Annotated in this window: 18 protein-coding genes; 7 read left to right on the forward strand and 11 right to left on the reverse strand. The window is 74.1% G+C overall.

What is annotated here, in order from left to right; translation table 11 throughout:
• Nucleotides 1-113: 113 nt before the first annotated feature.
• From ACFVHO_RS09525 to ACFVHO_RS09535, 3 genes are all read left to right on the forward strand, one after another.
• A complete protein-coding gene (locus tag ACFVHO_RS09525; RefSeq protein ID WP_385711891.1) occupies nucleotides 114-737 on the forward strand; it encodes an RDD family protein in 624 nt (207 codons plus the stop codon).
• Between the two features lie 161 nt (nucleotides 738-898).
• Nucleotides 899-1636, forward strand: coding sequence for an FHA domain-containing protein (locus tag ACFVHO_RS09530; protein WP_385711892.1), 738 nt, complete (start codon nucleotides 899-901; stop codon nucleotides 1634-1636).
• The gene (locus ACFVHO_RS09535; RefSeq protein WP_385711894.1) at nucleotides 1633-3033 is read left to right on the forward strand and encodes a protein kinase; all 1401 of its coding nucleotides are present in this window, start codon (nucleotides 1633-1635) and stop codon (nucleotides 3031-3033) included. The genes ACFVHO_RS09530 and ACFVHO_RS09535 overlap by 4 nt, the downstream gene beginning before the upstream one ends.
• Before the next feature lie 24 nt (nucleotides 3034-3057).
• Here the strand turns inward: ACFVHO_RS09535 and ACFVHO_RS09540 are convergent, their stop codons facing one another.
• The 3 genes from ACFVHO_RS09540 to purN form a co-directional block, all read right to left on the reverse strand.
• Entirely contained in the window at nucleotides 3058-3429 is a 372-nt protein-coding gene (locus ACFVHO_RS09540; protein WP_385711895.1) for a hypothetical protein, read from the reverse strand.
• A 126-nt stretch (nucleotides 3430-3555) separates the two neighbouring features.
• Nucleotides 3556-5136: a bifunctional phosphoribosylaminoimidazolecarboxamide formyltransferase/IMP cyclohydrolase gene (purH, locus tag ACFVHO_RS09545; protein ID WP_385711897.1), complete on the reverse strand. Its 1581-nt coding sequence runs from the start codon at nucleotides 5134-5136 to the stop codon at nucleotides 3556-3558.
• The gene (purN, locus tag ACFVHO_RS09550; RefSeq protein ID WP_385711899.1) at nucleotides 5133-5753 is read right to left on the reverse strand and encodes a phosphoribosylglycinamide formyltransferase; all 621 of its coding nucleotides are present in this window, start codon (nucleotides 5751-5753) and stop codon (nucleotides 5133-5135) included. Before purN ends, purH begins: the two co-directional genes overlap by 4 nt.
• A gap of 290 nt (nucleotides 5754-6043) precedes the next feature.
• On the opposite strand from purN, the gene ACFVHO_RS09555 reads away from it, so the two are divergent.
• Entirely contained in the window at nucleotides 6044-7048 is a 1005-nt protein-coding gene (locus ACFVHO_RS09555) for a hypothetical protein (RefSeq protein WP_385711901.1), read from the forward strand.
• A 288-nt stretch (nucleotides 7049-7336) separates the two neighbouring features.
• Here ACFVHO_RS09555 and ACFVHO_RS09560 read toward each other — a convergent pair whose 3' ends face one another.
• Nucleotides 7337-9082 (reverse strand): DUF6350 family protein, encoded by a 1746-nt coding sequence (locus ACFVHO_RS09560; RefSeq protein WP_385712118.1) that lies wholly within the window; start codon nucleotides 9080-9082, stop codon nucleotides 7337-7339.
• A 116-nt stretch (nucleotides 9083-9198) separates the two neighbouring features.
• Between ACFVHO_RS09560 and ACFVHO_RS09565 the strand changes: the two genes are divergently transcribed.
• On the forward strand, nucleotides 9199-10485 hold the full coding sequence (locus ACFVHO_RS09565; protein WP_385711903.1) for a sigma factor-like helix-turn-helix DNA-binding protein: 1287 nt from the start codon (nucleotides 9199-9201) through the stop codon (nucleotides 10483-10485).
• Nucleotides 10486-10618: 133 nt separating this feature from the next.
• On the opposite strand, the gene sucD is transcribed toward ACFVHO_RS09565, so the two are convergent.
• From sucD to ACFVHO_RS09600, 7 genes are all read right to left on the reverse strand, one after another.
• A complete protein-coding gene (gene sucD / locus ACFVHO_RS09570) occupies nucleotides 10619-11503 on the reverse strand; it encodes a succinate--CoA ligase subunit alpha (protein ID WP_385711904.1) in 885 nt (294 codons plus the stop codon).
• Nucleotides 11504-11525: 22 nt separating this feature from the next.
• Complete coding sequence (gene sucC, locus ACFVHO_RS09575) at nucleotides 11526-12707, reverse strand: ADP-forming succinate--CoA ligase subunit beta (protein ID WP_385711905.1); 1182 nt, start codon at nucleotides 12705-12707, stop codon at nucleotides 11526-11528.
• A gap of 484 nt (nucleotides 12708-13191) precedes the next feature.
• A complete protein-coding gene (locus tag ACFVHO_RS09580) occupies nucleotides 13192-14484 on the reverse strand; it encodes a hypothetical protein (RefSeq protein ID WP_385711907.1) in 1293 nt (430 codons plus the stop codon).
• Between the two features lie 107 nt (nucleotides 14485-14591).
• Nucleotides 14592-15779, reverse strand: a complete 1188-nt coding sequence (locus tag ACFVHO_RS09585; RefSeq protein ID WP_385711909.1) for a hypothetical protein — start codon at nucleotides 15777-15779, stop codon at nucleotides 14592-14594.
• A gap of 143 nt (nucleotides 15780-15922) precedes the next feature.
• Nucleotides 15923-17152, reverse strand: coding sequence for a VWA domain-containing protein (locus ACFVHO_RS09590; protein WP_385711910.1), 1230 nt, complete (start codon nucleotides 17150-17152; stop codon nucleotides 15923-15925).
• 14 nt (nucleotides 17153-17166) lie between these two features.
• Complete coding sequence (locus ACFVHO_RS09595; RefSeq protein WP_385711912.1) at nucleotides 17167-19953, reverse strand: DUF5682 family protein; 2787 nt, start codon at nucleotides 19951-19953, stop codon at nucleotides 17167-17169.
• Nucleotides 19950-21119, reverse strand: a complete 1170-nt coding sequence (locus ACFVHO_RS09600; RefSeq protein WP_385711914.1) for an AAA family ATPase — start codon at nucleotides 21117-21119, stop codon at nucleotides 19950-19952. Before ACFVHO_RS09600 ends, ACFVHO_RS09595 begins: the two co-directional genes overlap by 4 nt.
• A 209-nt stretch (nucleotides 21120-21328) precedes the next feature.
• Between ACFVHO_RS09600 and ACFVHO_RS09605 the strand changes: the two genes are divergently transcribed.
• Both ACFVHO_RS09605 and ACFVHO_RS09610 read left to right on the forward strand, forming a co-directional pair.
• Nucleotides 21329-22711, forward strand: coding sequence for an SWIM zinc finger family protein (locus tag ACFVHO_RS09605; protein WP_385711915.1), 1383 nt, complete (start codon nucleotides 21329-21331; stop codon nucleotides 22709-22711).
• An 81-nt stretch (nucleotides 22712-22792) separates the two neighbouring features.
• Nucleotides 22793-24475 carry a DUF5691 domain-containing protein gene (locus tag ACFVHO_RS09610; RefSeq protein ID WP_385711916.1) on the forward strand — a complete coding sequence of 561 codons (1683 nt, stop codon included), beginning with the start codon at nucleotides 22793-22795 and terminating at the stop codon, nucleotides 24473-24475.
• Nucleotides 24476-24577 lie beyond the last annotated feature (102 nt).

Here is a 24577-nt window from a genome sequence, read left to right on the forward strand (position 1 = left end):
ATGTGGGCCACAGTGCCGCGGCCGGTGTCGGGGGGACCGACGCTCCTGTGAACGTTTCCTCCGCGCGTGCCGCACCGTCCCCGCACGCAGTCCCCGACGGAGGAATCCCCACCATGAGCAACCCCTACGGGCCGCCGCCCCAGCAGCCCCAGCCCGGCCAGGGGCCCGGTTACGGCTACCCGCAGCAGCCCCCGCAGGGCGTGCCGCCGCAGGGCGGCTACCCGGGCCAGGGCTACGCGCCCTACCCGCAGCCCGCCCCCGGCCAGTCCCCGTACGGCGCCTACCCGCAGCAGCAGCCGGGCTACGGCTACGACCCGAGCGGGTACGCACCCCGCCCGGAGCTGGCGCACTGGGGCCTGCGCGCGGGCGCGCTCCTCATCGACGGCCTGGTCTTCGGCCTCGTCTACCTCATCATCGGCATCGGTGTCGCGGTGGGCAGGGGCGGCGCCGGAATCGTCCTCATCCTCGTCGGTGTCCTCGCCATCATCGCCTTCGCGATCTACCAGCTGATCCAGGAGGGCAGGACCGGCCAGACCATCGGCAAGAAGGCCGTCGGCATCCGGCTGCTGCGCGAGCTGGACGGGCGGCCGGTCGGCGTCGGCATGGCGTTCGTCCGCAGGCTCGCCCACTTCCTGGACAGCCTGCCGATCTACATCGGCTGGCTGTGGCCGCTGTGGGACGACAAGAAGCAGACGTTCGCCGACAAGGTCTGCGGCACCGTCGTCATCAAGGGCTGACCCACACCGCACCAGCCCCGCACCGCACCACCCGGCGGGCCGCAACTCCCTTCTTCCTCAAGGGAGTTGCGGCCCGCCGCCTTATCTCCGGGGCCCCTTCTCCCTACCCTGTGCGGCGGGGAAGCACAGGGAAGCACGGGGACTTCGGGGGAGGACGACTCATGTCCGGTGACAGCGTGATCGTGGTGCCGGGGGCGGGACACGGGGAACAGGTACGGCTCGCGCCCGGGGAGCGGCTGCGGTTCGGACGGCGGGCCGGGAGCAACGACCTGGTCCTCGCGCACGAGGGGGTGTCCCGCGCCGCCGGCGAGATCACCGCGCAGGGCACCTTCTGGGTCCTGAGCAACCTCAGCGCCCGCCAGACGTACGCCGTGGAGAACCCGGAGGGCGCGGGCGAGCACATCAAGGTCGCCCCGGGGCGCCTGGACGCGCCGGTGCCGTTCGAGTTCGCCCGCGTCGTCCTGCCCGCCGCGGGCGAACTGCTGCACTTCGACGTGTGGGCGCCGCGGCACGACTACGCGACCGCGGGCCCCGGGCCCGACGGCGCCACCACCCGCCCGGCCTTCGGCCTCGACCCCACCAAACGCTACTTCGCCGTCCTCGCCGCCCTCTGCGAACCCCGCCTGCGCGGCGCCCCGCACGCCCCCGCCCCCACCGTCGACCAGCTCACCGCCCGCCTGACCCCGATCTGGCCGGGGGCGAACCGGGCGGCGGTGCAGTGGAACATCGACTACCTGGCGGTGAAGCTGCGCCTCAAACCCGCCCCCGACACGGCGGACCCGGGCCCGCGCCTGAACGGCAAGAAGGAGACCCTCGTCGGGCTCGCCCTCCGCTTCGACCTCGTGCGCGAGGACGACCTGCGCGTCCTGGCCGCCGGAGCGACGGAGGTGCCGCGGTGACCCAGGGACCCTGCGCCGTGCCGACGGGCTACCGGGTCGGATCCTGGGAGGTGCGCGAGCCCCTGGGAACCGGCGCGTTCAGCAGCGTGTACGCGGCCCGGCGCGCGCCGGACGCGGTCACGACGCCGACGGGTCCTGGCGCGGCCGCTTCCGGCGCGGACACCCCGCCGTCGCGGGCCGCGCTGAAGTTCCTGCCCACCGCCCGCACCCCCCGGGGCCTGCGGCACCTTCGCGACCTCGTCGAACGCGAGATCACCCTGCTGCGCCGACTGCGGTCCCCCCGGCTGATCCGGATGTACGAGGTGCTGACCGTCGACGACCCGGCCCGCCCCGACCTCGACGGCGCCACCGTGCTCGTGCTCGAAGAGGCCGAAGGGTCCCTCGCGGGGCTCCTGGAGCGCTCGCCGGTGCCGCGGAGCGGGCCCGCCCTGCTCGCCCAGGTCTGCGAGGGGCTGCACCAGCTGCACCGGGCGGGCTGGGTGCACGGCGACCTCAAACCGGCCAACGTGCTCGTCCTGAAGGACGGTTCCGTGCGGCTCGCGGACTTCCAGACGGCCGCCGAACTGGAGGGCACCCACGCCTACTCCGCCGCCTTCTCGACGCCCGACCACACCCCGCCCGAGCTGCTCTGGCCCGACGTCAGCGAACGCGGCACCCGCATCCGGCCCACCGCCGACCTGTGGGCCTTCGGCGTCCTCGCCCACGTCGTGCTCACCGACTCCTACCCGCTGCCCGGCGGCACCCCGGCCACCCGCAGGGACGCGGCGATCCGCTACGCGCGCGGCGCCGAGGAGCTGCGCCTGTCCCCCGCGCTGCCCGCCGAGTGGCGGGACGTCGTCGGCCGGTGTCTGGCCCGCACCCACCAGGAGCGGCCGCCCCTCGCCACGGCGGCGCTGCTGCGCCGGGTGGAACGGGCCGCGCGGGTGCCGCGGTCGCCCCGGCTGCCGGGGCTGCCCCGGCCCCGTACGCCAAGGGCCCGGCGCACCGCGTGGGTGGCCGGGGCCCTGGCGCTCTCACTCGCGGCAGCGGGCGCCGTCTACAGCAACTGGCCCGTCTCCTACGGCTACCACCGGTGTCCGGCGGGCTCCGTGTGCTTCTTCAGCGAGCGCAACGGCAACGGTGACATGTGCAGTTGGCGCGGCGACGACCCGAACTGGCTCACGGGCGACCGGACGTGCCGGTGGACCGAGGCCCGCCCGGTCAAGTCCGTCTTCAACAACGACCAGGAGTCGAAGGAGAACCACGACGTGGCGTACTGGCGGGGCACCGACTACGTCCCCACCGGCTACGACCGCGAACGCAAGACCCGCCGAACCGGCTGCACCGCGGTCAACCAACAGGGCAACCTCAAGGGCGACTACACCCCCCGCTCGCACCGCTGGATCGCCCACTGCTGACCGAACGCAGCGCTGGGCGCGGGGCTACACGTCGTACGTGTACACCCAGGCGTCGATCTTGCTGCCCGTGCCGGTCCACTTGTACTTCTCCTTGTCTCCCTTCGGGCAGGCGGCCTTGCTCCGCTTCCAGTCGCCGTTCGGCATCTTCGCCTTCACCTTGACGCACTTGCCGTCGTTCCTGGTGTCGGTGACGGTGCCCTCGATCGTGATCTTCCTCCCGGAGCAGGTCAGCTCCCAGTGCGCCTTCCCGCCGGGAACCGGCGGGTTGAAGTTCTCACCGCATCCCCCTCGGGTCCCGGTCGGCTCCGCGTGGGCGGCGGGTGAGAAGCCGACGCCCGCGCCGAGCAGTGCCACGGCCGCCGAACCGACGAGTGCCTTCTTGTAGCGAACGCGCATGTCAGACCCCCATTGAGCTGGAGGGCTCCGGGTGAGCCCCTCGTGCCACCGATGGTGGAACAAGGCGCGGGCGCCGCCCACCTCGGAAGTCCGAGGGTGCGGCGCCCGCGTCGGAGCCGTGTCCGCTCAGTGGAAGAAGTGCCGCGTCCCCGTGAAGTACATCGTCACGCCCGCCTTCTTCGCCGCCTCCACGACCAGTTCGTCGCGGACCGAACCGCCGGGCTGGACGACCGCCTTGACGCCCGCGGCGGTGAGGACCTCCAGGCCGTCCGGGAAGGGGAAGAACGCGTCGGACGCCGCGAAGGCGCCGCGGGCGCGGTCCTCGCCCGCGCGCTCGACGGCGAGCTTCGCGGAGTCGACGCGGTTGACCTGGCCCATGCCGACGCCGACGGAGGCGCCGTCCTTGGCGAGCAGGATCGCGTTGGACTTCACGGCCCGGCAGGCCCGCCAGGCGAAGGCGAGTTCGGCCAGCTCGCCCGGGGAGAGGGCGTCGCCGGTGGCGAGGGTCCAGTTGGCGGGGTTGTCGCCGTCGGCCTGGAGCCGGTCGGTGACCTGGAGCAGCGCGCCGCCGTCGATCGGCTTGACCTCGACGGGCGCGGACGGCGCCTGCGGGGCGCGCAGCACGCGGATGTTCTTCTTCTTGCTGAGGGCTTCGAGCGCGCCGTCCTCGTAGTCGGGCGCCACGATGACCTCGGTGAAGATGTCGGCGACCTGCTCGGCCATCTCCCGCGTCACCGGCCGGTTCACGGCGATGACGCCGCCGAACGCGGACAGCGGGTCGCAGGCGTGCGCCTTGCGGTGCGCCTCGGCGACGTTCCCACCGATGGCGATGCCGCACGGGTTCGCGTGCTTGATGATCGCCACGCACGGGTCGTCGTGGTCGTACGCGGCACGGCGGGCGGCGTCCGTGTCGGTGAAGTTGTTGTACGACATCTCCTTGCCGTGCAGCTGCACGGCTTCGGCGAGGCCGCCGCGACCGTCTGTGTACAGGGCCGCACCCTGGTGCGGGTTCTCGCCGTAGCGCAGCACGTTCTTGCGCGCGTGCGTCGAGCCGAGGAACTCGGGGAAGCCGGAGTCGTCCGCGGGCGCGTAGCCGTCGGCGAACCAGGACGCCACGGCGACGTCGTACGCGGCGGTGTGCTGGAACGCTTCTCCCGCGAGCCGCTTGCGCGCCGTCAGGTCGAAGCCGCCGTCGCGGACCGCGGTGAGCACGGCGTCGTACCGCGCGGGGCTGGTGACGACCGCGACGGAGGGGTGGTTCTTGGCGGCGGCGCGGACCATCGAGGGGCCGCCGATGTCGATCTGCTCCACGCACTCGTCGGGCGTCGCGCCGGAGGCGACGGTCTCCTTGAACGGGTAGAGGTTCACGACGACGAGCTGGAAGGGCTCCACGTCGAGCTCGGCGAGCTGCCGCCGGTGGTCCTCCAGGCGCAGGTCGGCGAGGATGCCGGCGTGCACGCGCGGGTGCAGCGTCTTGACCCGGCCGTCCAGGCACTCGGGGAAGCCGGTGAGCTCCTCGACCTTGGTGACCGGCACGCCCGCGGCGGCGATCCGCGCGGCGGTGGAGCCGGTCGAGACGAGCTCGACGCCCCCTTCGTGGAGCCCGCGCGCGAGGTCTTCCAGGCCGGTCTTGTCGTAGACGCTGATGAGTGCGCGCCTGATCGGGGCTTTCGTACCTTCGGCGGTGGCCGTACCTTCGGCGGTCACGGGATAACTACCTTTCGTCCCTCAATCGAGAAGCCGTCGCGGGCCAGGCGCCCCACGACGTCGACGAGCAGTCCTCGCTCGACTTCCTTGATGCGCTCGTGCAGCGCGCTCTCGTCGTCCTCGGCCCTGATGTCCACCACGCCCTGCGCGATGATCGGGCCGGTGTCGACGCCGTCGTCGACGAAGTGGACGGTGCAGCCGGTGACCTTCGCGCCGTACGCGAGTGCGTCGCGCACGCCGTGGGCCCCCGGAAAACTGGGCAGCAGGGCAGGGTGCGTGTTCACCGTGCGCCCGCCGAACCGGGCCAAGAATTCCTTCCCGACGATCTTCATGAACCCGGCCGAGATCACCAGGTCCGGCTCGTACGCCGCGGTGGCCTCGGCCAGCGCGCGGTCCCATTCGTCACGGGACGCGTAGTCCCTCACCCGGCACACGAACGTCGGCAGGCCCGCGCGCTCGGCGCGGTCCAGGCCCGCGATTCCGGTCCGGTCGGCGCCGACGGCCACGATCTCGGCGCCGTAGGCGTCGGCCCCGTGCTCCGCGACGGCGTCGAGCAGTGCCTGCAGATTCGTACCTGATCCGGAGACCAGCACGACGAGGCGCTTGGCCTTGGCCACGGCGGGGCCCTTTCTCGGGAGTGCTCTTTGTACGGTCGTACGAAGGCTTCGCACTCCCCGATACGGGGAACCCTACGAAGCGGCCGACCGTCAGCAACGATACCGGCACACCGGGCGGCCCCTCACGGGACGGGGGCGCGGCCGGAAGGTAGCGTCTGTGGGGGCAGACGCCTGAACAGTCAGTAGCCAAGCTCCATCGCCGAGTTGCCCGGCTCCGCCGGGCCGCCGGGTTCCACAAGACGAGTCTCTGCCCAGGGGCCGAGCTCTACCAAGGGGAAGACGCACACCTGATGCCGGACCGCAGCCTCCGCCTCCCACCGTCCTTCGCGTACGGCCCGCCCCTCGCGGACGGCCCGTCCTCCGCGGCTGGCGCGTCCGGCTCGACACGCGGGGGGCGGGACGGGTCGACACTGCTGCGGGACGGGGGCGGGCAGCCCTCGTCGCCGCCTCGGGGGTCCGAGGGGGCGGGCGGGGCGAGCGGGTCCGGTGCGTCCGGGGGCTCCGGCGGGTCCGGGGGCTCCGGCGGTTCTGGCAGCTCGGGCGGCTCCGGTGGCTCCGGCAGCTCCGGCGGCGGCTCCTCCGAGGACAATCCGTTCGCGCCGCCGCCCGAGGGCGCGCCCGAGCAGCCGTGGCAGCCGCGGCGGCCCGCGGGCGGGTCGGGCGGCGACGGCCCTGGTGGCTCCGGTGGCTCCGGCGGCGACTCGCCGTGGGGCAGTCAGTGGAGCGACCAGCAGCCCGGCCGGTCGTCCGGCGGCGGCTTCGGCGAGCGTCCCGGCAGCCAGGGCCCCGAGGGTTCCGGTTCGGGCTCGGGCGGGCAGGGCGGCGGCATGCGCTGGGACCCGACGGACCCGGCCCAGCGCCGCGCCCGCTACGCCCTCCTGTCCGGCATGTGGGCCTTCTTCTTCGCGCTCTTCGGCTGGCGGTACGTGGCGCTGCTGCTCGGCGCCCTCGGTCTCCACTGGGCCATCAGCGCCCTGCGGGCCAAGCCGAAGCTGCCGGACCCGACGGCTCCGGCGCAGGTCGCCGCGGGAGCGCAGGGCGGGACCGGGGGGAACGGCGCGAACGGCGGCTCGCGGCCCGCGCGGGCCGGGGGACGGCCGCAGACCACGGCGGCGATCAGCGGTCTGGTGACGGCCTCGCTGGCGCTGGCCATGGTGCTCGCCACGTTCGCCGCGCAGCTGATCTACCGAGACTACTACACGTGCCGTGACGACGCCCTGACGAACCAGTCCCGGCAGGACTGCGAGGACCTGCTGCCCAAGCAGTTGCGTCCGCTCCTGACGGATCGGGACTGAGGCGCCTCTCCCTGCCTGCACACGGCGGGTGCGAACGGCCCTCCCACGACTGCGCGGGAGGGCCGTTCGGTTGAGGTGCGGCAACGGCGAAGGGCCCCTCACTCGTGGAGTGAGGGGCCCTTCGTCACTGGAGCGCCCGGCAGGCCTTGCACCTACATTTCCCATCGGATGATGGGCGTCTTTCCTTGGACCACAGACGCGCGACTCCCGTGCTGTGCACCGAAGTTACACCAAGATCGTACACGAATTCCGGAGTGCTGATCAACGTCTGTCCGGGGTCCGATGCGGCTATGTGTCGCGGCCCGGGTCGGGGAGGAAGTCGTAGGGCTCGAAGGTCGGGGGTGGGGGTGGGGGTGGGGGTGGGGGTGCGGGTGCGGCGGAGGGCGGGGGTGCGGCGGAGGGCGGGGGTGGTGCGGGGAGAGGGTCGGGGGTGGCCGGTGGGGTCGTGTCGGGGGCGGGTTCGGTGGGGGGTACGGAGTCGGCGTGGGGCGCGGCGTCGGTCGTGAACACCGCGTGGGTGGTGGGCCCGGTCTCGGTCGTGAGCACCGCGTCGGTGGCGGGCATCGCGTCCGCCTCCGGCACCGTCTCCGTACGGTCGGCCACCGCCACGCCCGTCGCCTCCCCCTCAGCGGTCTTCCGCCCACGCCCGCGCCACAGCCCCGCCGCCCAACGCCCGATCCCCCGCCTCCGCTTGCCCTCCGCCTTCTCCTCCACCCGCACCCGCTCCGCCTCGACCACCCGCACCCGCTCCGCCTCGACGGCCGCCGCCGCCCGCGACCTGGCCCGCAGCCGCCACCACCGCACCCCCAGCGCCACCGGCACCCCCACGAGCCCCGTCCACGCCACCGCCGCCAGGCCCGTGAGCCACCACACCGGGCCGAACTCGGCCAGGACCCCGACCCCCAGCGGCCCCCCGGCCAGCCCCGCGAGCACCGCGCTCGCGGCGCCGCACAGCACCGCCGCCGTTCCGGCACCCGCCGCCGTCCGCCCCGCCGACCAGGCGGACTCCCCGGCCGTCGCCGCCCGCGCCGCGAACCACCCGAGCACGCATCCGGCCGCCACCGGCACCGCGCCCACCGTCCAGGTCAGCGGTGAGCCGGGACCGGCCTCGGGTACGGCCGCGAGCAGCGGGAACGGGGGCAGCATCGGGGCGGCCGCCGCGTCGAGGGGCGCCACGGCCGTGCCCGTCCCGAGGACGAACCCGGGCCCGAGCCCGTACGCCGCCCCCCACACCGCGGCGTTCGGCACCAGCGCCAACGCAAGCAGGAGCACCGCGAACCGCCCCGACCAGACCGTGGTGACCGTCAGGAACGACTCCCGCACCGGGCCGCCGTGCAGCACCACCGCGACCCCGACGAGCAGCGCTCCCCCGCCCACCAGGACCGCCGTCGCCGCGACGGCCGCCCGGCCCGCGCCGAGCACGCGTTCGCGTACGCAGAGACGACGTACCGCTCCGGGCACCGGCAGCGCGTCCGCCGCGCGTCGCACCGAATCCGGCAGCGGCCCCGACGGCCGTCCGTGCGCCGTCCACACGCCGAACCCGGCCGCCGCCACGGCGAGCAGCGGCACGTGTGCCGCCGCGCTCGGCCAGGAGGGGCGCAGCTCGCCGCCCGCCGCGTACACGGCGGCCGCCGTCGCCACCAGCAGATAGCCGCCGACCACACCCGCCCACGCGGTGCGTACGCCAAGGGCCCGCTCGTCCGGGTCCGCCGCGTCCCGCGCCGCGCGGTGCACCAGCCAGGCGGGCAGGGCGAGCAGCAGCAGCGGGGTGAGACCCACTGGCGCGGGCATCCCGGACAGGGTCTCGGTGCGGACCAGTTCCGTGCCGTGCGCGAGGAGCCACAGGGCGGCCGCCACGTGCAGCGCACCGCCCGGCCCGCTGTCCGGGTACGGCGAGCTGATCCACAGGCCCATCACCAGGACCGCGAACGCGCCGAGCCCGAGCCCCGCGGCGATCGCCCCACCCACGACGCAGGTGCCGAGGCCGGGCGCCGCCTGCTTCCGGTAGAGCGTGAGAGAACCAGAGTCGGTCATGTCGGTCACGCGGCCATGCTCCCAACGACACGCGCTTTCATCGCGTAACGGGCGAATGCCGGATGTGTCGCTCAAGATACGTTTATGTACTTTTTCGTGCGATGGATCGGCTAGCCATGTCCCAGAGCCCTGCCGTCCCGCTGCCGGCCCCCAAGGAACGCCGCAGACTGCGCGAGGCGAAGTCGCTGACCCAGGCCGAGGTCGCCGCGCACATCGGCGTCAGCCGGGAGACCGTCCGCGCGTGGGAATCGGGACGCACGCATCCGCGGGGGCAACGACGGGTGGCTTACGCCCGCTTCCTGGAGGGGTTGGTGGAGGAGCGGGGGGTGGGGGTGTCGGCGGCAGAGGTGGCGTCGGCCGAGGTGTCGTCGGCGGAGGGCGGGGAGTCGGCTCGGGGTCGGGGTCGGCCTGAGGTTCAGCCCGAGGCGCAGGAACGGCCGGAGGCACAGGCGCGGTCCAGCGCGCCGACCCTGGCGCAGGTGCAGGCGGAGGCCGAGGCGCGGGCGGAGGAACGGGCACGGGCACGGGAGCTGGCCGAGGCGCGGGTCGAGGCGGAGGCGGAGGCTCGGGCGGCGACGGCCGCGGCGGACTCGCCCGACGAGCCCCCGACCGCCGAAGCCGCCTTCGACGCCCTCTGCGCCCGCACCGCCCCCGCCCTCGTACGGCAGACCTACGCCCTCACCGGCCGCCGGGCGCTCGCCCAGGAGTCCGTGGAGCGCGCCTTCCAACTGGCCTGGCAACGCTGGCCCGAGGTGGCCGTCGACCGGGACCCGGCGGGCTGGGTGCGGGCGGCGGCGCACGAGTACGCGCTGTCCCCGTGGCACCGGTTCCGCCCGGCGCACCGCGGTCCGGACGTACCGCCCGCCGAGGAATCGCACCGCGCCCTGCTCGCCGCGCTCCTGAACCTGCCGCCGACGCAGCGCCGCACGCTCCTGCTCTACGACGGCGTGGGGCTCGGCCTGCCCGAGACCGCGGCCGAGACGGAGGCCAGCACACCGGCCGCCGCGAGCCGTCTGCTGCACGCGCGCGAGGCCGTCGCGGAGCACCTGCGCACCGCCGACGAGCCGCCCGAGGCACTGCACGAGCACCTCGGCGCGCTCGGCGGCACCGAACGCCTGGTGGTGCCGCGCCCGGCCCGCGTCCGGATCGGCAGCGAGCGCCGGGCCCGCCTCTGGACCCGCGCGGCCATCGCCTTCACGGCCCTGATCATCGGCGCCACGGCCCTCACCGTCCGCACGGCCCCCACCCGCTACGAGCCCCCGCAGTCCCCCGGCCGAGCCATCAGCGGCGTCCCCCCGAGAATGGGCCCGGAACCCCTGTCCTACGAGGACGAAGTCCTCCGCGAAAAACTCCGCAAGGAACCCACCCGAGGCCCGGCCCGCCTGATCCCCACAGCCGAGTAGCGCCTCCCCGGCGCCGGGCAACACGATGTCCCGCGCCGGGCAACAGCGCATCAAGACCCACCCCACCCGGGGCAACGAAAGCGGGCCCGCACCCCGGCGTGGGGCGCGGGCCCGCTTTCAGCGAGCGGAAGCGTCAGCCGGCCAGGATGGCCCGCGCCAGCTTCGCCGTCTCGGTGGGCGTCTTGCCGACCTTCACCCCGGCGGCCTCAAGGGCCTCCTTCTTGGCGGCAGCCGTGCCGGAGGACCCGGAGACGATGGCACCGGCGTGGCCCATCGTCTTGCCCTCGGGCGCGGTGAAGCCCGCGACGTACCCGACGACGGGCTTCGTCACGTTGGCCTTGATGAAGTCCGCGGCACGCTCCTCCGCGTCACCACCGATCTCACCGATCATCACGATCAGGTCGGTCTCGGGGTCGGCCTCGAACGCGGCGAGCGCGTCGATGTGCGTCGTACCGATGACGGGGTCACCGCCGATGCCGACGGCCGAGGAGAAGCCGATGTCACGCAGCTCGTACATCATCTGGTACGTCAGCGTGCCGGACTTCGAGACCAGGCCGATGCGGCCCGGCTTGGTGATGTCGCCCGGGATGATGCCGGCGTTGGACTGGCCGGGCGTGATGAGCCCCGGGCAGTTCGGGCCGATGATCCGGGTCTTGTCGCCCTTCGACTTCGCGTACGCGTAGAACGCGGCGGAGTCGTGCACGGCGATGCCCTCGGTGATGACGACCGCGAGCGGAATCTCCGCGTCGATGGCCTCGACGACGGCGGCCTTGGAGAAGGCCGGCGGCACGAAGAGGACGGACACGTTGGCGCCCGTCTTCTCCATCGCCTCGGCGACGGTCCCGAAGACCGGGATCTCGGTGCCGTCGATGTCGACCGACTGACCCGCCTTACGGGGGTTCACGCCGCCGACGATGTTCGTGCCGTCGGCGAGCATGAGCTTGGTGTGCTTCATGCCCGTGGCACCGGTCATGCCCTGGACGATGACCTTGCTGTCCTTGTTGAGGAAGATAGCCATGGTGGTCTGAGTCCCTCGTCCCTTACTTCGCAGCCGCAGCGAGCTCGGCGGCCTTGTCGGCCGCGCCGTCCATGGTGTCCACGCGCTGGACCAGCGGGTGGTTGGCGTCGCTCAGGATCTTGCGACCCAGCTCCGCGTTGTTGCCGTCGAGGCGCACGACCAGCGGCTTGGTGACGTCCTCGCCCTTGGACTTGAGGAGCTCGAGCGCCTGCACGATGCCGTTGGCGACCTCGTCGCAGGCGGTGATGCCGCCGAAGACGTTGACGAAGACGGACTTGACGTCCGGGTCGCCGAGGATGATCTCCAGGCCGTTGGCCATGACCTCGGCGGAGGCGCCGCCACCGATGTCGAGGAAGTTCGCGGGCTTCACGTTGCCGTGGCTCTCACCGGCGTACGCGACGACGTCCAGGGTGCTCATGACGAGACCCGCGCCGTTGCCGATGATGCCGACCTCGCCGTCGAGCTTGACGTAGTTGAGGTTCTTGGCCTTGGCGGCAGCCTCGAGCGGGTTGGCTGCGTCCTTGTCCTCGAGAGCCTCGTGGTCGGGCTGGCGGAAGTCGGCGTTCTCGTCGAGCGAGACCTTGCCGTCCAGGGCCAGGATGCGGCCGTCCGTGGTCTTCACCAGCGGGTTCACCTCGACGAGGAGCGCGTCCTCGGCGACGAAGGTGTCCCACAGGGTCACCATCGCCTCGGCGACGCCCTCGGCCACGTCGGCCGGGAACTTCGCCTGGGCCACGATCTCGCGGGCCTTCTCGATGGTCACGCCCTCGACGGCGTTGACCGGGACCTTCGCGAGGGCCTCGGGGGTCTTCTCCGCGACCTCCTCGATGTCCATGCCGCCCTGCACCGACGCCATGGCGAGGAAGGTGCGGTTGGTGCGGTCCAGGAGGTACGAGACGTAGTACTCCGCCTCGATCTCCGGGGACAGCTCGGCGATCATCACCTTGTGGACCGTGTGGCCCTTGATGTCCATCCCGAGGATGTCCGTCGCGCGAGCGACGGCCTCGTCCGGGTCGGCGGCCAGCTTCACGCCGCCGGCCTTGCCTCGGCCACCGACCTTCACCTGCGCCTTGACAACCGACTTGCCGCCAAGCCGCTCGGTGGCCTCGCGCGCCGCCTCAGGCGTGTCGATGACTTCACCGGCCAGCACCGGTACACCGTGCTTGGCGAAGAGGTCCCTCGCCTGGTACTCGAACAGGTCCACGCGCGTCCGTCCCTTTTCAGTGATCTCGCGCCGCCGTGCAGCGGCTTCAGTCTCTGCGTGCTCTGCGTGGGCGTGCCGCGAAGGGCAACGTGACTGCGCTGTCACAAGGGAGGCGTAGCCGAAAGTCCGGTACGCGGCATGTCCGTCTCGCAGGTTATCGCCGTGGGACCTGCGTCCCTAAATCGCAGATCACATTTGCGCGGTGATGACGGTCACAGATCGCGTCCGCCGGGCGTGTCGGACGGCCCCGGCACGCGCCGTTTCCGGGCGTGCCGGGGCCTGCGGGGCGGTCGCGCGGCTCGGGTCGTGAGGGGTGCGCGGGCCCCGGGGCTCGGCGTTTGCTGTTGTGATCAGTCGCGGTACGCCGGTCGGCGGTGCGCCGGTCGGCTGACGCGCGGCTTCGGCTCAGCCGCCGTGCCGCCTCGTGGGGTCACGAGGCGGATCAGCCGTCGCGCGGGCTTCAGCCGTCGCGCGGGCTGCGGAGTCAGCCGTTGTACGTCGACTGGTACGCCGCGTCGTACACGGGCAGGCCCGTCGCGCCGCCGCCCGGCAGGTAGTCCGGGGTGACCGAGCCCGTCACGCCCCGGGCGCCGGTGAGGGCGTTGCCCGCGAGCGAGCCCGCGTCGGCGCCGACCGTGCCGGTCAGGTCCCGGGCGAGCGGCTGCACGTCGGCGACCACCCCGCCCGCGAACGGGCCCACATCGCCGACGGCACCCCGCGCGAGCCCGTCGGCGCTGCCGCCGACACCGCCCACGACCGGGCTGACCTGCTCGGTCACCGACTGCACGAGCGGCTGCACCGACCCGACCACACCACCGGCGAACGGCCGCACGTCGTCGGCCACGACCGTCTGCGCGAGCGGCGGCACGTCGGCGACGACACCGCCCGCGAACGGCTGCACGTCCCCGAGCACGCCCTGCGCCAGGTAGCTCGCGTCCCCGACGGCGCCGAGCGCGACCGGGACCACGCCGTCGACGGCCGTCCCCGCCACCGGCGGCAGCACGGAGTCCGAGACACCGTCGACGGTCGGTCCCGCGGCGGTGAGGGTGGATCCGGCGAGGTCCTGGGCGTGCTGAGCGGTGCGGCCCGCGTCGATGGTGCCGAGGGTGCCGATGCTGCCGTCGAGGGCGTCGGCACCGTGGATGCTTCCGATGCCCTCGACGCCCTTGATGCCGTCGAGCTGCGGGGCGAACGCGGAGAGGGGGCCGAAGAGGTAGTCGATCTCCCCGGTGCCGGGGGCGTCGAGGTCGGCGACCTTGCCCCGCGCGGCGTCGGCCACCTCGTCCTGGACGTTCAGCTTGTCCTGGACGTTGACCTTCTCCTTGACCTGGTCCCGCACGCCGGAGACGCCGACCTGGTCGTCCACGCCGGAGACGGTGCCGCGCACGTCGGAGACCTTGCCCTGCACTCCCGAGACGGTGCCCTGCACACCGGACACCCTGTCCTGAACGCCCGACACCTTGCCCTGCACGCCCGAGACCGTGCCGCGCACGCCGGACACCTTGTCCTGCGTGTCGGTCACCGCGCCCCGGACGTCCCGCACCACAGGGGCCTTCTTCTGCACGTCCTGCACGTCCCGCACGTCCTGCACGTCCGGCACGTCCTTCTGGACGTCGCCGACCTCACCCTCGACGTCGGCGACGGCGTCGGACGCCTGGTCGGGCACGGCGACAGAGTGCGCGGGCAGTTCGTCCGCGCTGGCGACGGCCGAGCCGAGCGCCCACGCACCGGTGACACCGGCGGCTATGACAATGGAACGGCGAATGTTCTTGTTCATGCGTCGTCGGATCCTTCGCATTCGTTCTGGCTGTGGAACCGGTCCTCCGACCGGCGGGCAGACCCATGCCGCCCCCGCGCGGCAGGTCGAGCGGGGAACGGGCCGCCCTAGCCAGGGAATTCGAGGATGTCCCGGTGCCTGTCGCGCACCGGCGCCGCACCGGCCGCCGCACCCGGTCCGGCCGCGAGCCGGACCTCACCGCGGCCACCGGGACCGACCGCGCCCGCATCGGCGTGACGCTGCGAACTCCCGTCACCCGCCGACTGCCCACTCACACAGCCACCCGGCCGCCCGGGCAGCGGAGCCTTCTCCGACCCACCGGTCCCGTGCTCGCCGAACGCCGCACCGACGCCGTCCCGCACCTCGCCGCCTCGACGACCGCCGGAGTCCTCGCCGTACGGCGACGTCCAACTGCCGCAGGGGTACGAGGAGTCGAGGCACGGCCCGTACGCCGCGGCGCCCCGGTCCGCGTCAGCGCTGTCCCGGCCGCCATCGTGCCCGGAGCGTGCGTCGCCACTGGCTCCGCGCCCGCCTTCACCGCCGGAGGGACCGGGCCCGGTTGCCCCGCCTCCGTCGTCCCCGCCACGCCCGGCGCCGCCTCCGGCACCCGGCCGCAACGTCTCGGGCAGCACGCGCTGCGACTCCGCAAGCCAACGCTGCGGCTCGGCCAACACACGCTGCGGCGCGGCCAGCACGCGCTGTGGCTCGGCCAGCAGCACCTTGGCCTTCGGCACCAACCCGCCCGCGTCGACCAGCGCCTGGCGCGACTCGGGCAACGCCCGCTTCGGGGCGGGCAACGCCTGCGTCGGCTCGGGCGACGTCTGCCTTGGCTCAGGCAACGCCTGCCTTGGCTCGGGCAGCACCCGCTTCGGCTGGGGCAGCACACGGCGCGACTCGGACAGCACCCGCTCCGGCTCGGACAACATCCGGCGCGACTCCGGCGGCACCTGGGTCGGCGCAGCCAACGCACGCGTCGGCGAAGACAACGCACGGGTCGAATCGGACAACGCCCTGGCGGGCGCCCCCTCTTGCGCACCCCGCGCCGCCTCGTCGACGACATCCCGCGCGGGGCGCACCGCGGGCTCCACGACGGGCCGCGTCACCCCCCGCACCGCGTCCGCCGCGTTCGCCGGGCCCGCCGCGCCGCCGCTCTCCGCCGCCCGCGCCCGCTCCCCGCACACGAGGCCGATGACGACAAGTCCCGCGAGCAGCACCAGGACCCGCAGCGCCCGCCGCCCGACGACCGCGCGCACGAGGCGCGCCGCCGTACCGGGGTGAACGACTGCGGAGACCAAGACGACGACAACCTTCCGTACGAGACCCGGGTGAGACCCGCTCGGCGACCCACGGGACGGGCACGCGCACGCGGAATCTCTCGCTCCGCGCGGGCGGGGCGTCGATACTCGCACGACAGTCCGCCCGTCGCGCAAGCCCCCTGTTACCGATGCGTATGCATGTCCGGTATGGGCAGTGGCCTCTTCTCGATCGCGGCGGCCATCACGTCCGGGAAGAGGTCGGGCGTACAGGCGAACGCGGGCGCGTCGAGCGCGGCCAGGGCCGCCGCGTGCTCGCGGTCGTACGCCGGTGCCCCTTCGTCGGACAGCGCGAGCAGCGTCACGAACTGCACCCCGGACGCCTTCATCGCCGCGACCCGCTTCAGCATCTCGTTGCGGATGCCGCCTTCGTAGAGGTCGGAGATGAGGACGACCACGGTCTCCGCGGGCCGGGTGATCTGCGACTGGCAGTACGCGAGCGCCCTGTTGATGTCGGTGCCGCCGCCGAGCTGCGTACCGAACAGCACGTCCACGGGGTCGTCCAGCTGGTCCGTCAGGTCCACGATGTTCGTGTCGAACACGACGAGCCGCGTACTGATCGACCGCATCGACGCGAGCACCGCCCCGAACACGGAGGCGTAGACGACGGACGCCGCCATCGAACCGGACTGGTCGATGCAGAGGATGACGTCCTTCTTCACCGACTGCGCGGCCCGCCCGTACCCGATGAGCCGCTCGGGGACCACCGTCCTGTACTCGGGCAGGTAGTTCTTGAGGTTGGCCGCGATGGTGCGGTTCCAGTCGATGTCGTGGTGGCGCGGCCTGCTGACGCGGGCGCTCCGGTCGAGGGCGCCGGTGAGGGTGGCCCGGGTGCGGGTCGCGAGCTTCTTCTCCAGGTCGTCGACCACCTTCCGCACGACGGTCCGCGCGGTCTCCTTCGTGGTCTCGGGCATGGCCTTGTTCAGGGAGAGCAGCGTGCCCACGAGATGCACGTCCGCCTCGACGGCCGCCAGCATCTCGGGCTCCAGGAGCAGCGCGGACAGGCCGAGCCGGTCGATCGCGTCGCGCTGCATGACCTGCACGACGGACGAGGGGAAGTACGTCCTGATGTCCCCGAGCCACCGCGCGACCGACGGCGCCGACGCCCCGAGCCCCGCCGAACGCCCCTCCCCCCGCTGCTTCTTGCCCCCGCCTCCGTAGAGCGCGGTCAACGCCCCGTCCATGGCGGCGTCCCGCCCGGCCAGCTCACACCCCAACCCCTCCCCCGCGTCCCCACCGAGCACGAGCCGCCACCGCCGCAACCGCTCATCCCCAGCGGCCCCCTCCACGCCCCCGACCACCGAATCCACGCCCCTGTCCACGTCCACACCCCCGACCACCGAATCCACACCCATGCCCACGTCCCCCATCACGCCACCCCCATCAACGAGTTCCCACGCACCCCGGCACCACGACCAGCAGCACCACCCCGCCCGGAGGCATCACCCTTTCCCCGCCCGCTGCTCCCCGGCCCTCCACTCCGCCCCGCCTCCGGCGGCCCCTCACCGAGCCCCAACAGCAGCCCCACCACCGGTAGCACCGCATCAGCGCGCACCGGGTCCAGCTCCACGGCGAATCCGGACGCGCCCTCGGCGAGCGGCACCGCCGCGCCGGAGTGCCCGGGCCCTCGCCGCACCAGCTCGCCCAGCGTGCGGCGCACACCCGACTCGTACGCCCCGAACGTGCGCCGCAGCAACGGCAGTACGTCGACGAAGGCGTCCCCCGAGACCCCGGCGAGCCACTGGTCGACGAGCCCGAGCAACCGCTCGTCGTGCACGAGCAGCAGCCCGCCCCCGGCGCCGCCCCCGAGGAACCCCTCGATCCACGCGGCGGCCTCACCCGGCTCGGTCCCGGGCGACAGCGCAAGCCCCACGAACCGCGCGGCCTCCCCCTCGGCCAACACCCCGTCATCCATCAGCAGGCGAGCACACCGCCCCCGCACGCCCCCAGCGACCCGCTCCCCTCCCACAAGCCCCCGCAGAACCCCCTGCCACCGCCCCCGAACCCCACCAGCACCAGCACCAGCACCAGCTGAACCATCCACGCCTGCCGCCTCAACCGCACTGGCAGTCCCAGCTGTTGCGGCTGTGCCCACGGCGCCGGGCACTGCTTCGTCCGACCCCGGCCCACCTGGACCCCCGACGTGGACAGCCGCCTCATGGCCGCCCGGGCCCCCCGCGTGCACGGCCGCCTCCGGCCCACCCAGGCCACCTGAGCCCCCCGACCGGCCCAGACCGCCCCCAGGAGCGAACTCCCCCAGAAGCCCCACCGCCAGGTGCACCGCGTCCACATGCCCCCGCATGGCCTCCGCCGCGTCCGCATCGAGCCCCACGCACGCCGGCGGCAACCCCACGAACACCCGCTCGGCAAGCCCGAGCGCCACCTCCCCCAGCGCCCCGGTCCCCGTACCCCGCACGTCCCCGTACCGCAGCGACCGCACGAGCGCGGGCAGCGCCTGCGCCAGATGCCCGACGTCGGCGTCGAGCGCGGCCCGGTCGGCGAGCACCCGCATCACGACGGGCAACGCCTCCGGCAGGTCGGCGAGGAGGCACCGCTCGGCCAGCGAGGTCACGTCGGCCAGCACCCCCGCGCCCACCGCGTCGGCCTCCGCCTTGGCGGTGGCGGCGCCCACCACGGTGGTGCCCCACACCCCGGCCTCGGCGACCCGCACCGACAGCTCGGGCTCCCACCGCAGCCGCCAGCTCTCCCGGAACGTCCCCGTGCTCCCGCGCGACTCGACCGGCTCGCCCCAACCGACACCGAGCAGCCGCAGCCGGTGCAGCAGGCGGCTGCGTGCCGCGTCGGTGTCCTTGCGGAGGTCGAGCTCCAACTCCCGTTCCAGCGCCTCCGGCTTGAGCCGGAGCCTGCGCTGGAGCCGGGTGAGGTCACGCTGGAGCGGCACAGCGGGCGCCGCGTCCGGCACCTCGCCGAGGACGTCGCCGACGACCAGCCGGTCGTGCACCAGCGCGAGCGGCACGTCCGAGCCCTCGCACATCACGGCCCGCACGGCGTCCATCGTCTCGGTGAGCCCGGGCAGCGGCCGCCCCCGCATCACGGCGAGCGTCCCGGCAAGCCGCACCGCCTCGATGATGTGCGCGGACGACACGAGCCGGTCCTCGTCCCTGAGCAGCCCGGCGACCTTGGTCAGCCAGCGCTCTACGGGCCGGTCGGGCGCGCCGAACAGATGCCCGTACCAGCCGGGCGAGTCGATGCCCGCCCCGTACCCGCTGTACCGGGACAGCCGCCGGTGCGTCCACGGCACCCACGTCATGTCGACCTTGACCTTGGGCAGCCCCTTGAGCAGCGCCCGGTCGGCGGCCACGGAGGCCTTCTGGCGGAGCGCGGGAACGTGCCAGGCCCCGCAGACCACGGCGACGTGCTCGGCCCCGAACTCCCGCTGCGCCGCCCGGACCTGGAGCCGCATGTACGCCTCGCGCAGCAGGCCCCGGTCGTGCCCGCCGCTGCCGTACGTCTCGCGCAGCGCCTCCATGGCCTCGCCGAGCACCTCGAACGGCGCGAACACGTCACCGCCGCCCGCGCGGTGCTCGACGACGTCCTCCCACCAGCGCTCCGGGTCGTCGTACCCGGCGGTCCCGGCGAGCACGGCCAGCGGGTCGACACGCACGGCCTCGCCGGTCGCTTCGGCCTCGCCGGTGCCGTCGGTCCCGCCGTTCCCCCCGGTCCCGTCGGTCGCCTCATCGGGCCGATCCGCCGCGCCCTCCCCCCTTTCCCCTTCTCCCGGTCCGTCCCCGCCCCGGTCCTCGTCCCCCTCGCCGCGCGCCAGCGAATGCGCGGCCGGCAGGTCCATGAAGCGCACCGGCACCCCACGCCGCACCGCCCACTGGATCGCCACCCACTCCGGCGAGAACTCGGCGAGCGGCCAGAAAGCCGAGCGGCCCGGCTCGTCCACGACGTGCGCCAGCAGCGCGACGGGCGGGCGCATGTCGGCCTCGGCGGCAAGCGCCACCAGGCCGTCGGCCTCCGGCGGCCCCTCGACGAGGAGCACGTGGGGCAGGGCCGCTTCGAGCGCGCTCCGCACGGCCCGTGCGGATCCCGGCCCGTGGTGCCGCACGCCGAGCAGCAGCGGCCCGCCCGCACCCTTCGTTTGCGCGGTGGCCCCGCCCCCGGCCGCCGTACGCCCCTGGGCGGCCGTCATGCGCTCACCTCGCGGCAGGCGCGGTAGAAGTCCTTCCACCCGTCGCGCTCGCGCACGACCGCTTCCAGATACTCCTGCCAGATCACGCGGTCCGCCGCGGGGTCCCGCACGACGGCGCCGAGGATGCCCGCGGCGACGTCACCGGGGCGCAGCACGCCGTCCCCGAAGTGTGCGGCGAGAGCCAGGCCGTTGGTGACCACGGAGATCGCCTCGGCCGTGGACAGCGTCCCGCTGGGCGACTTCAGCTTCGTACGCCCGTCCGTGGTGATTCCGTCGCGCAGCTCGCGGAAGACCGTGACGACGCGGCGGATCTCGTCGATGCCGTCCGGCCCGGCCGGCAGGTCGAGGGAGCGGCCGATCTGGTCGACGCGGCGGGAGACGATGTCGACCTCGGCGTCGGCGCTCTCGGGCAGCGGCAGGACCACGGTGTTGAAGCGGCGGCGCAGCGCGCTGGAGAGGTCGTTGACGCCGCGGTCGCGGTCGTTGGCGGTGGCGATCAGGTTGAAGCCGCGTACGGCCTGGACCTCCTGGCCCAGTTCCGGGATCGGCAGGGTCTTCTCCGAAAGGATCGTGATCAGCGTGTCCTGCACGTCCGCCGGGATCCGGGTCAACTCCTCGACGCGGGCCGTCATGCCCTCCGACATGGCCCGCATCACGGGGCTCGGCACCAGCGCCTCGCGGCTCGGGCCGTGCGCGAGCAGCCGCGCGTAGTTCCACCCGTACCGGATGGCCTCCTCGGGAGTGCCCGCCGTGCCCTGGACAAGGAGCGTCGAATCGCCGCTGACCGCCGCGGCCAGGTGCTCGGACACCCATGTCTTGGCGGTGCCGGGGACGCCGAGGAGCAGCAGGGCGCGGTCGGTGGCGAGCGTGGTGACGGCGACCTCGACAATGCGGCGCGGCCCCACGTACTTCGGTGTGATCACGGTGCCGTCGGGCAGCGTGCCGCCCAGCAGGTACGTCGCCACGGCCCACGGCGAGAGCAGCCAGCGGGCGGGGCGCGGCCGGTCGTCCTGCTCGGCGAGCGCGGCGAGTTCGGCGGCGAAGGCGTCCTCCGCGTGCGGCCGCAGGGCCTGCCCGGCCGCCGCGTCCGCCTCTTCCGCCGGTCCCTCCCCCGCCGCCCCGGCGGACGTGGTGGCCGACCCGGCCGACTCCACGGAAACAGACATGTGATCCCCCTCCAGATCCTGCGTGCGTCAGTGACGCGGCGCGTGCGTCCGGGCAGCGGAAACCAGCAACGACGGTGCTGCGCCGACGGCTTGGCCGCGATGTGTCCCACCGTGCACCACGCCACTGACAATCGCCGTCGCGACATCTCTGACCTGCACGGACGATGAGGCCAAGGTCGAATGTCAGTGCTGGGACCTACCTTCGACTCATGACTCAGCAGGGGGTGCGCTGGACGGCGGACCAGGTGCTGGCACTGGCACCTGACGTGTCGTCACAGAAGGCGGGAAGCAGGCTCGGCATCGCCGGGCCGTGGTCGCGGGCGGGAAGTACCGGCGAGGGGGCCGTGTGGGGACTGTGCAAGGGCAGCGGCAGCAAGCCGTACCAGACGGTGATAGACACGGCGGACGTGGCGGGCCCGGCGTACAAGTGCAGTTGCCCGAGCCGCAAGTTCCCGTGCAAGCACGCGCTCGGCCTGCTGCTGCTCTGGGCCGGGGACCGGGGTGGCGGGCAGGCCGTGCCGGACGGCGAGCAGCCGCCGGACTGGGCGCGCGAGTGGCTGGACACACGCCGCGAGAAAGCGGCGGCGAAGCGGAGTTCACCCGCGGCCGGACCCGGCGCCGGAGCCTCGGCCCCCGCTGATCCGGAGGCCGCGCGCAAACGCGCGGAGCGCAGGGCGGAGCGGGTCACGGCGGGGGCCACGGAGCTGGAGCGCCGCCTCTTCGACCTGCTGCGCGGCGGCATGGCCGCGGCCGAGCAGGCGGGGTACGGCCTGTGGGAGGAGACCGCGGCCCGCATGGTCGACGCCCAGGCCCCCGGCCTGGCGGCGCGGGTGCGGGAGTTGGGTGCCGTACCGGCCTCGGGGCCCGGCTGGCCCGCCCGCCTTCTGGAGGAATGCGCCCTGCTGCACCTGCTCACGTCGGGCTGGCTGCGCCGCGACGCACTGCCCGAGGCTCTGGCGGCCACGGTCCGCTCCCGCACGGGCCTGCCCGCCCCCGCGCGGGGTGAGCCATTGCGGGACACCTGGCAGGTCCTCGCGCAGTACGACACGGCGGACAGCAAGCTGACCACGCGCCGCATATGGCTGCACGGCGAGCGCTCCGGACACACCGCCCTGCTCCTGTCGTACGGAGCGGCGGGCCGCGCGCCCTCCCTGGCCCTGCCGGTCGGCCTGGCCCTGGACGCCGAGCTGGTCCCGCACGCGGCGGACCCGGCGTCCCGGCAGCTCCGCGCCGACCTGGGCGAGCAGTTCACGGCACCGGCCCCCACCACGGGCCACCCGCCCGGCATGTCGCCCACCGAGGCGACCGCGCGGTACGGCGACGCGCTGCGCGACGACCCCTGGCTCGACACCTGGCCGGTCACCCTCGACCGGGTCGTACCGGTCCCGAGCGGCCCGGACTGGCAACTGGCCGACGCCGACAGCGAGACGGCCCTGCCGATCGCGCCCTCCGCCGTGTCCCGGGCCGGACTGTGGCGCCTGGTGTCCCTCTCCGGAGGCGCCCCGCTCACGGTCTTCGGCGAATGCGGCCACCGGGGCTTCACCCCGCTGGCGGCGTGGCCGCACGCGGGGGCGGAGACCGTACAGCTGTGACGCGTGACGAAAGAGCTGCAGCAGATGAAGAAGCTGGAGCAGCTGAAGACGAGGACTGAAGTAAAGGAAAGGAGGGGGGAGATGACCCCATCCACCGCACGCGCATCCACTGCACACGCATCCACCACTCATGCGTCCCACGCGCACGCATCGCCCGCACACGCGGAAGCAGCCGGGCGGCACGCCCGCACGCCCTGGGAGGAGCTGGTCACGGCGGCGCTCCTGGGCACGGACCGGCGCACCCCGCCGCTCGTCGCCCCCGGCAAGGAGGCCCCGGCGGCCCTCCTGGACGCGGCCGCCGTACAGACCGTGCGGCGCCGGGCGGGCCTGCGCCCCGCCCCCGCGGCCGAGCGCCCCGCGCCCGCGCCCGCGGACCCCCGCCCGGTCGTCCCCGCGGCGGCCCGGCGCAGGCTCGCGACGCTGCTCGCCGACCACCCGAGCGCGAGCGGCGGCCGCCGCGGCACCGCGCCCGACCTGATGGAGCTGCTGCCCCAGTGGCTGGCCCTCGCCCGGGAGCGGGGCTTCACGGCACCCCCGGAGCTGCTGCCCGCCCTCCTGAACGCGGCCCGCGGCCGCACCGACCTGCGCCCCCAGGCCCTGGCCTTCGCGGGCCCGCGCGCCCAGTGGCTGGCCCGGTTCAACGCAGACTGGAAGTTCGCGCTGCGCGCGGCCCCGGGCAGCGCGCCGCAGACCGGCCCGCAGGACGGGCCGGACATCCAACGGCGCTGGCAGGAGGGCCTGTTCGCGGAGCGCGTCGCCCTCCTCGCCGCTCTGCGCGCGCACGCCCCGGACGACGCCCGTGATCTCCTTGCGGGCACGTGGGCGACGGAGCGCGCCGAGGACCGGCTGATGTTCCTCGACTCCCTGCGCACGGGGCTGCGCGCGGCCGACGAGCCGTTCCTGGAGCAGGCGCTCGGCGACCGCAGCCGCAACGTCCGCTCCACGGCGGCCGAGTTGCTGTCCGCGCTGCCGGGCTCGGCGCTCGCCGCCCGCATGGCCGACCGCGCCGCCTCCTGCGTGGCCTTGGACCGCACGGCGGGCCGACCCGAGCTGACCGTCGAGGCACCGCACGAGTGCGACGCGGGCATGGAGCGGGACGGCGTCGCACCGAAGCCGCCCGCCGGACGGGGCGAACGCTCCTGGTGGCTCGGCCAGTTGGTGGAGGCCGCGCCCCTGGCGACCTGGCAGCGCCGCCTCGGCGACCGCGCGCCGGCCGACATCGTGGCGCTCCCCGTGGCCGACGGCTGGCGCGGCGAGCTGCACGCGGCCTGGTGCCGGGCCGCCGTGCGCCAGCGGGACACCGGTTGGTCGCGGGCGCTGCTCGGCGCCCCGTCGTCGCCCGACGCGGCCGGACCCGGCGCGGTGTCCCTGGCGGAGCGCGCCAAGCTCCTCACCACGCTGCCCGCGGCCGAGCGGGCCGAGTGGGTCGCCGGGTTCATCGACGCGCACGGCCTGTCGGAGGCGTTCCAGCTGCTCGGCGTGTGCGCGGTGCCGTGGGCGCCCGCCCTCGGCCGCGCGGTGGTGGACGCGCTGAACATCGCCCGGGACGCGGGCAGCTACCCATGGAGCTTCAGCGGGGTGATGGGCCTCGCGGAGCGCTGCCTGGACCCGGCGGAGGCGGTACGCCTGGAGGCGCTGACGGCGACACCGGACGAGCCAGAGGACGCGTCACCGGGGGCCGGCGGCTACTGGTCGGAGGCGTTCCAGCGCCTCGTCAGCACGCTGCGCCTGCGCGCGGCGATGCGCGAGGAACTGGACGGTTGAGGCGTGGGGCCGGGCGAGGGCCGCGTGGCGCGGGGGAGCGCACGGAACAGCCACCCCGGCCCCACGACCGCACCAGCCGCACCAGCCGCACCAGCCGCACCA

The sequence above is a fragment of the Streptomyces sp. NPDC127108 genome, assembly GCF_042677545.1.
Lineage (GTDB): Bacteria > Actinomycetota > Actinomycetes > Streptomycetales > Streptomycetaceae > Streptomyces.

What these genes read in the sequence shown, in the direction of transcription:
- ACFVHO_RS09525 (WP_385711891.1), top strand. Translation starts at nt 114, where the DNA reads ATGAGCAACCCCTACGGGCCGCCGCCCCAGCAGCCCCAGCCCGGCCAG.
- ACFVHO_RS09530 (WP_385711892.1), top strand. Translation starts at nt 899, where the DNA reads ATGTCCGGTGACAGCGTGATCGTGGTGCCGGGGGCGGGACACGGGGAA.
- ACFVHO_RS09540 (WP_385711895.1), bottom strand. Translation starts at nt 3,429, where the DNA reads ATGCGCGTTCGCTACAAGAAGGCACTCGTCGGTTCGGCGGCCGTGGCA.
- ACFVHO_RS09555 (WP_385711901.1), top strand. Translation starts at nt 6,044, where the DNA reads ATGCCGGACCGCAGCCTCCGCCTCCCACCGTCCTTCGCGTACGGCCCG.
- ACFVHO_RS09560 (WP_385712118.1), bottom strand. Translation starts at nt 9,082, where the DNA reads ATGACCGACTCTGGTTCTCTCACGCTCTACCGGAAGCAGGCGGCGCCC.
- ACFVHO_RS09565 (WP_385711903.1), top strand. Translation starts at nt 9,199, where the DNA reads ATGTCCCAGAGCCCTGCCGTCCCGCTGCCGGCCCCCAAGGAACGCCGC.
- sucD (WP_385711904.1), bottom strand. Translation starts at nt 11,503, where the DNA reads ATGGCTATCTTCCTCAACAAGGACAGCAAGGTCATCGTCCAGGGCATG.
- ACFVHO_RS09580 (WP_385711907.1), bottom strand. Translation starts at nt 14,484, where the DNA reads ATGAACAAGAACATTCGCCGTTCCATTGTCATAGCCGCCGGTGTCACC.
- ACFVHO_RS09590 (WP_385711910.1), bottom strand. Translation starts at nt 17,152, where the DNA reads ATGGGTGTGGATTCGGTGGTCGGGGGTGTGGACGTGGACAGGGGCGTG.
- ACFVHO_RS09595 (WP_385711912.1), bottom strand. Translation starts at nt 19,953, where the DNA reads ATGACGGCCGCCCAGGGGCGTACGGCGGCCGGGGGCGGGGCCACCGCG.
- ACFVHO_RS09600 (WP_385711914.1), bottom strand. Translation starts at nt 21,119, where the DNA reads ATGTCTGTTTCCGTGGAGTCGGCCGGGTCGGCCACCACGTCCGCCGGG.
- ACFVHO_RS09605 (WP_385711915.1), top strand. Translation starts at nt 21,329, where the DNA reads ATGACTCAGCAGGGGGTGCGCTGGACGGCGGACCAGGTGCTGGCACTG.
- ACFVHO_RS09610 (WP_385711916.1), top strand. Translation starts at nt 22,793, where the DNA reads ATGACCCCATCCACCGCACGCGCATCCACTGCACACGCATCCACCACT.